This is a genomic window from Micromonospora sp. B11E3, from assembly GCF_039871625.1.
Lineage (GTDB): Bacteria > Actinomycetota > Actinomycetes > Mycobacteriales > Micromonosporaceae > Micromonospora.
This window is the reverse complement of sequence record NZ_JBDPMC010000043.1, coordinates 47,793-55,638: the sequence shown is the minus strand read 5'-3', so window position 1 is coordinate 55,638 and position 7,846 is coordinate 47,793. Positions and strand designations below refer to the sequence as shown.

Below are 7,846 nucleotides of genomic sequence, written 5' to 3'. Positions count from 1 at the left end.
CGCGCGGACTGTGATGTCGACGTTGTCGTAGGCGGAGTTTCCCGAGACCAGGGACGTGAACCGCTTCCCGTGCTCGGTCATCATCGCGCCGGCGTTCTTGGCCAGTTTGTCGTTGGTGAGTTGGGTGTTGAGGGTGTCCGCCCAGTGTTCGCGTTGCTCGGGGGTGAGGTTGTGGCGGGCGTCGGTGAGGGCGGCGAGGTCGGTGTCGGTGATGGGTTGGTTGTCGAGGATGCCGGCGGTGAGGTGGAGGATGACGGCGTCGGCGTTGGCGCCGGGGGTGCGGTCGGGGTGGTGGTAGGCGAGGTGGGCGAGGGCCTTGACGGCGGTCGGGTCTGCGAGGTCGGGACGGGTGAGCAGACGGGTGAGGTGTTGTTGCCGGTCGGTGGGCGCGCCGGTGGTGGGGGTGTCGGGGTGGGGGGTGTCGGGGTGGAGGTATTCGTACGCGTCGTGGATGCGGCCGTATTGGGCGAGCGTGAGTAGGGCCTGGTGGGGTGTGCTGGGGGTTTCTCGGGTGTCGAGTCGCCGGTAGGTGTCGTCGGTGAGGAGGTCGTGTTGGTGGGTGTCGAAGTAGTGGTGGGATGCGACCGGGTCGGTGATGGTCAGCCACTGGTCGAGGGTGTCGGGGGCGGGTGGTGTGGGGTGGTGGATGACGTGCGCGGGTGTGGGCGCGGCTGGCGGTGGGGTGGTTGTGGTGGTGACGGTGCCGGCCCAGGCGCCGGCGGGTTTGGGTAGTGCGGGGATGAGCTCGGCGGTGGTGGTGATGTTCTGCCAGGCGTGGGCGAGGTCAGCGGCGGTGGAGGCGGTGGAGGCGGTGACCGCGGCGCTGAGGTCTTCGGTTTGTTCGGCAGTGAGGTCGTCGAGCAGTTGGTTGACGTGGCGGCGGTCGATGCGGGCGTTGATGTCGTCGGTGAGGGCGCCCATGTCGCGGGCTGTGGTGTCGGGCAGCCGGTCGATGCCACTGGTGGCCAAGGCCCGCGCGAGCCGGTCGGTGAGGGTGTTCAGGGTCGAGTGCCAGTCGTCGCGGATGTCGGTGCGCCAGGTGGAGGCGATGGCCCGGTAGGTGTCCAGCACGGTGGTGGCGGGGTCGAGGACGGCGGCCACGGCGCGCAGGACGGTGGAGTCGGTGGTGGCTTGCGGGTCCGCCTCTGGTGTGGTGTTTGGGTCGGCGGTGATGAGGTCGGCCAGTGCGCGCAGGCCGGCGGGGGCGGCCGGGTCGGCGAAGTTGATGGCGGCGACGGCCTGGGTGATCGCGTGGTGGCGGGCTGCCGGGTCGGGGGATTGGAGGTATTGGTAGGCGGTGGTGTGTTGGCCGGTGCGGATGGTGTCGAGTAGGGCCCGGTGCAGCGGGGCCGTCGGGTCGGTGGAGCTGGACTGGGTGGCGAGTTGTTCCGCGGTGGTGTCGGCCTGCAGCGCGGCGAGGTTGTCCTGCGCGAATTGTTGTGAGGCGGCCCAGTTGTCGTGGTGCAGGAGCCAGCTGGTGAGTACGTCGGGTTCGATCAGGGTGATGGCTTGGGCGCCGTCGAGGACGTCGTGGAACTGTGCGGTGGTGAGGGGGCGTTCGGTCGGGCCGGGGGTGAGCGGGTCCAGGAGCCGGTAGGTGCCGTCGGTGTCGATGCGTGCCGCGGCGGCGCCGACGGGTCGGGCGATCCACAGCCGGGTGCCGGGTCGCAGGGTGGGCGGGCGCTGGGTCAGTGGTCCGGTGGTGGTCCATCCGGGGGGCAGGGTGGGGGCCAGCAGTCGCCGGGTGCGGCCCGCTCGTGTCTGTGCGGAGTCGGTGTCGTGGCGGGGAATCGTGGGGGGGGTGGCGGGTCCGCCGGGCAGGCCCTTGGTGATCCATTCCCGGGCACGGTCGTCGGCGCGGTCACGGACTTTGGGTTCGGGGTTGGTGAGTTCGCGCAGGAGGGTGGCGTGGTTGTCCGCGTCGGTGAGGACGCTCTCGGGGATGCCGAACTTCAGGGCGTTGTCTCTGGTGGTGGTGATTTCGGTCGCGCCGTACGCGGTGACGGTTCTTGTTCTGTCGCCGTCGCGGACGGTGATGTGGTAGGTGACGGGGGCGTAGATCAGGTAGACCTGGTTGTCTCCCCGGTTCCAGTTACGGACCTCGGTGGAGGGGGTGACGTCGGTGCGGGTGATCCCGACTTCCGCGTAGGCGCCGGTGCCGTCGATGTTGCCGCGGGTGACACCAAAGGGGTCGGCGGGGATGCCAGCGCCGCCGGTGAGGGTGTGGGTTTTCCGCTGGATCGCCTGGTTCGCCTGCTGCATCAGGACGGTTTCGTGGTCGTATTTCTCCAGCTCGGCTTTGGAGACGGTGGAGATCTGCAGGCTCGGGTTGAGTTCCGCGCGGACTGTGATGTCGACGTTGTCGTAGGCGGAGTTTCCCGAGACCAGGGACGTGAACCGCTTCCCGTGCTCGGTCATCATCGCGCCGGCGTTCTTGGCCAGTTTGTCGTTGGTGAGTTGGGTGGCGGACGGGTGGACGTGGTAGGCGTGCTGTTTGGTCAGCAGGCCGGTCGAGGCCACCGCGTCGAAGATCGCTTTGACGCCGTAGGCGCCGGCGACGCGGTCCCACATGTCCAGCGGGCGGGTGGTCAGCGGGATGTTGAGGCCGACGGGTGGCTGGTTTCGCAGCCGCAGTGATTCCACCGGCACGGCCGCCACTTTCTTCTCAACGACCTCGCCGGAGACCGTCTCGACGCCGCGCAACGCCCCGAAGGTGTTTCCACGCTCGGACCTGATTCCCTCGAGGCGGTATACGTAGACGACCTTCTTGTCGTATTGGGCGGTGTTGTTGAGTCGGGCTCCTTCCATCCGGAGCTGGTTCCCGCCCTCGCCGTCGATGGTGTCGTTGCGCTGGTATTTGCCGTAGGAGTATCCGCCGCGGACGAGCACCTCGTCGGGCACGGCGCCTTGACCGCCGCCGGCGACCGCGGCGGTGTAGCCGAACCCGTCTATCTGTCGGCGGGCCTTCAGGTTCGCCTCGTTGTCGCGTCGGTAGACCTTCAAACCCGTGGGGCCGTTCTGCGGGTTTTCCGCCTCCCCGAAGGGCTGGGCCTCAAGAAGCAGGAAGAAGCGGCGGTCACCGCTTTCGAACGGCCAGCCCTTACCGCCGTCCCGAAGCTGCGCCACACTCGCTTCCGACCAGGTGGGCAGCGATGCCACCTTGTTGGCCAGATCGTCACCGCCGAGTTGTCTCGCTTTCTCGATCAGGTCGGCGATCAGCGGGCCGTGACCGAACGCGCTGTCCGCGCTGGTGTGCTGCCCGATCCACATCGTGGAGAAACTGTGGTTGTCCGTCAGGCTGGCCGGTGGCAGCGGCGACATGCTCCACAACGGCGCCGACGAGGCCGCGGGCTCACCGTCAGGAACAAGGTTGTACGGGTCGTCGAACTTCGCCCGGTGCTGCTGCACGTCGCTGACCCGCACATTGACGAATACCTCACCGGTGTGGACGACCGGGGGCCCACCCGGCACCGGGACCGTGAACTCCACTTCGGAGCGGACCCACACGAACTTGTTGTCCTGGTATCCGCCTCGATAGTTGCCGAGCGTGTCCACTCGGGAGTGCTCCTGGCCGGAGCCGGAGGTGAACCGGGCGGTGCCGGTCGCACCGGCGATCCACCCGTCACCGTCCGGAAGCCAACTGGCTCCCCCACTGTCGAGACCGAGTCCGCCCCTGACGATGGCGTCGTCGTAGACGAGGCGTAGCGTGCCCTGTTCTGCGCCGTCCTGGCCCTCCTGAACCTGCTGGTTGTACGGGAACCAGAACTTGTCGACCCGCGGCCTGCCCAGCAATTTCGTCTGGAATCCGATCGTCACCGGACCCACAGGCAGCGTGCCCGCGCCGAACAAAGACCGCAACACCAACGACGTGAACAACGTCGGAGTGAAGGCCTTCCACACATTGGCTGCCCCCACCCGGCCCGTCGCCACCAGACCAGCGGACAACTCCGCAAAGCCGGTAGGGTCAGCAATCGCATAGATCTGAATACCCTCGGTGGCCAGAGCAGAAGGCGTCCGCGGCGGCGGCGGGCCATCCTGCGGCGGACTGACCACCAGCGTGGTCTCATCCTCCACCGACGGCGTGTCGTCGGGTGGGGCGACGGGCGCACTGAGCAGGGCGGTCTCGTCGGTCTCCGGCAGCGGTGGCAGCGGTGGCGGCAGCGTGTCCTCGACCGGCGGCGGGTCCGCCAGGACGTCGGGTTGCAGCACGTCCGCCGAGCCCTTGACGCTGCCCCACTTCATGGGCTCGCCGTTGCCGATGAGCCCGAACAGGTGGAAGCGGAGGTCGGCCTTGTATCGCGCCGCCGGCAACTTCTGCCCGTCGGTGTCGGCGGTCAGATAGCTGGAAAGGTTACGGCCCTGCTTCGCCGACGGGTATTTGGTTCTGCGCGCCGTCGCGCTGAGAGGAACCGGATTCGGAGTCCCGGGATCCCGGCCGACGCCGTCCAGGTTCGTCAGACGACCGGTGGCGTTGCGCGCGTAGATGATGTCCATGTCGGTCACCGCGACCTGGATCTCGTACGGCGTCATCTCCGTGAACCTGCTGGCGGTCACCTCGGCGGACACCCCGCCGAACAGGGTCCGGCTGGGGTCTGTGGGCGCATCCGGATGCGGCAGCTCAATAGTCACACCGGGCCGGCTCTTACCCGCACCGAACAGGTCGACACGACGCGACAGCAAATTGTCGCCGGCCAACTCGTCGACCAACCGCAACCAGTTCTGGTAGGCCTGGTCCGGTTGGTTGATACCCGCGCCGGTAGGGCCGGCCACCTCCGCCAACGCTTGGAACGGGGTCTGTCCCTCGGCCCCCCGCGCGGCCGCCGGCAGGTAACCCAAATCCACCAACTGCGGGACGACCCTGTTGTAGATCGCCCGGTTACCCTCGATCTTTTCGACGTGATCCATGCCGAGGCCCGCGCCGGGACGCCACCACTGCTGGCTGCTTCGGTCCTTCGCCGGTTCCACCACCCCGTCCGCGATGCTCGGCGCGGGCGCGCCCATCGCGTCCAGCAACGCGACCATCCGCTGGCTGAGGGTGCGCTTCTTCTCGCTACCCGCGTCAGGCTTCGCCACCTCGGCCTGCATACGCTCGATCAGTTTCGGGTTGGGAACGAACAACCGCTCCCCATCGGCGCGGCGCAGGTTGTACACGTCCACCGCGGCCAGCAACGCGTCGGCGGAACCGCCGTCCACCAACACGTTGTTGATTGTGGACGTGACCTCACCGTTGTTGGTCGCCTCCACGTTCAGCTTCGGGGCGAAATCGAAACCGACGACCTGCAGCAGGCCACCGAGCCGTTTCGAGGACGTGATCAGAGACCGGTGATTACGGCCCGTCTCTTGGCCTCGATGCTCCCGATGACGTATCCCGAAACCGAGGCGAGGACCACGGGGTATCTTGATCTGGCCGAAAAACCCGCCACCGGTCCGCCGCTGCCGGTCCGCGCCGGCCATACTACGCGCGATATTTCCCCGAATGTCGTCAAATCGCAGCTCGTTACTCATGTCGACCTCGCTGCCCTTGAGCACCCAGGTGATCTGAGCATCGGTCAACGTGAGGTTCAGGCTGCGGTCACCACGCACCTCGCTGATGCGGAACATCCGCTGAATGTCGTCGCCCGAGTACCGCAGCTTGTCCAACTTGATCGCGAGATCAGTGTTGTTGAGCTTGCGCTTCACGACCGGCCCCCAGAAGGCGTAATCGTCCGGCGACAACTGCTGACCCAGCACGGTCATCACCCGCGCGACCAGATCCAACCTGGTGATAGCGAAGTCAAGCTTCTCCAGCGAAAACTCGGAAGGATCGCTGATCGGTTTGGGCACCAGGTAGTCCGGGTCCACCAGATGCGTATGGGCATTCGGCCCAGTGGTCGCCGGGTCCGGCCTGCCATTGTTCCGCAGCGTCTCGTCATGCGGCAGCAACGCCTGCGGCACCAGATACGGCAACGTGTCGCGGCGGATATCCCCCTCGGCGGTGGTGAACGCGAAGTTCCGCCACTTGCCGGTCGCGCGCTCCTGCACCCGGGCCACCCACGCCACATCCACCTCGGCCAGGCCACCGTCCTCCTTCATCCGCAGGAACTGGTACCGCGCCGGATTGTTGGACACGAACGACCGGGGACCGAACTGACGCGAGTGCAACGCCAGCCCGCCGACCTCGCCCTTCACCCCCACGCCGGCCTGATAACTCCCCAAGAACTCGCCAAGGAACAAACTCCCGTCAAACCGAGAGCCACCCGCCTCCCTGTAGGCGAACCAACGCAACTCCGCCTTGCCCGCCGCAAGAGTGCTCCCGTCTTTACCCCGCTTGACCCAGTTCCCCGCATCACTGACCGGCTTACCCACCGGCACCGGCCACAACCGGACATCAAACGAACCATCAGCCGTCTCGAGCCCGATCCCCTCATCGAACGCCTTCCCCAACGACGACTTCAGCTTCTGCTCCACCACGCCGGCACTGATCGAACCCTTCGACGCCGGCGTGATCCGATTCAACCAGCCCGCCACATCCGGCACGAACGACGAAATGTCCAACACATTGTGGAACGACGTGATCAACCGGCTGCGTTCGGCGATCTCCTCCGCCGTGTGACCAGGCAACGACGGCCGATACGACACCGCCGCCTGATGATCAGCCGGCGACTTCCAACCCGCCGTCGCCAGCTCGATCAACGTGCGCTCGTAGTGCAACCTGTCCCGGGTCGCCTTGTAAGCGGCGACAGCCGCCCTGCCCCCGACCAACCGGGCGACAGAACCCGCCGCGCCCCTGACCACCCGGGCAGCCGAACCCGCCGCACCGCCGACAGTCCGGGCGGCAGAACCCGCCGGGCCACCGACAGCCTGGGCGGCAGAACCGGCCGCCCCCCCGACCGTCGTGGCGACCGTACCCGCCGCGGCCTCGGCCGCCCGGAAACCCGCCTCCACCTGAGCCCTTACCCGAGCCCTGACCGACGTGTCAGCCTCGGCAGCCGGCGCCTCGAACTCCCGCCCCCGCCCGTCCGATGCCACCGGCGTCGCAGGCCGGTACCCATCCGACTCCGCCACCGACGCAGGCCGCGAGCCCTCCACGACCACCGGCGCAGGCACCGACTCAGTCCTGACCGGCGCACCGCTGCGCGCACTCGATTCCCGCCACCACCTGTCGACCGTCACCGCATCGACCAGGCCCCCGGACAACGCCGCCACCGTCACCGGGTCATGCAGATAGCCGTCGAGGGCCTCCTCATGCTGCAGCCCCTCCACCCAGGGCCGCACATACGCTTCCGCCTCCGGCCCCAGACGGCCGTTCTCATCCCGACGCAGGGAGACCCAGGACGGAAGCCGCTGACTGTTCAGGAAGTCACGGAAATTGGCGGGACCCCTACCATCGGCAGACGGCCGCCACCCCACCACCTCCCGCGACGGAGCCGCCAACATCGTCGCCAACCGCTCAATGTTCCCGGCATCCGTCCGGGTGTCATTCAAGAACTGCTGCGTCATCCACCGGTAATCAGCGAACCCGCCATCGTCCGTGAACCGCCGGTTCCGATAATCCGCGAAATACTTACGGCGCACGCGCACCAATTTTTCGATCTGCCCGTCAGGAACCTTCCGGCCAGAATCGGTGGTATTCAACAAGTCCCGGACCTGCGACTGCTCACGCTCCCGTTCCCACGGCGAGTCCGGCATCCCCTCCCACTTCTCCGCCCCACGCTGGAACAGCGTCACCACCTGCCGATAACCACCATCCAACCAATGCCAACGCGCACCACCACCCGCGAACTCCGACTTACCGAACGAACGCTGAACCTGACGACGCGCCCACGCCTGGAACGCGTGCGACTGCTCCCACTTCCGCCGCGCCCCC

The 7,846-nt window shown here is 67.3% G+C and carries 1 pseudogene (running past one end of the window); it reads right to left on the bottom strand.

The features are described 5' to 3' along the window. Positions 1-7,846, bottom strand: a pseudogene (locus ABGB16_RS20980) (hypothetical protein) (its annotated part continues 22,712 nt past the right edge of the window); the annotation flags it as partial.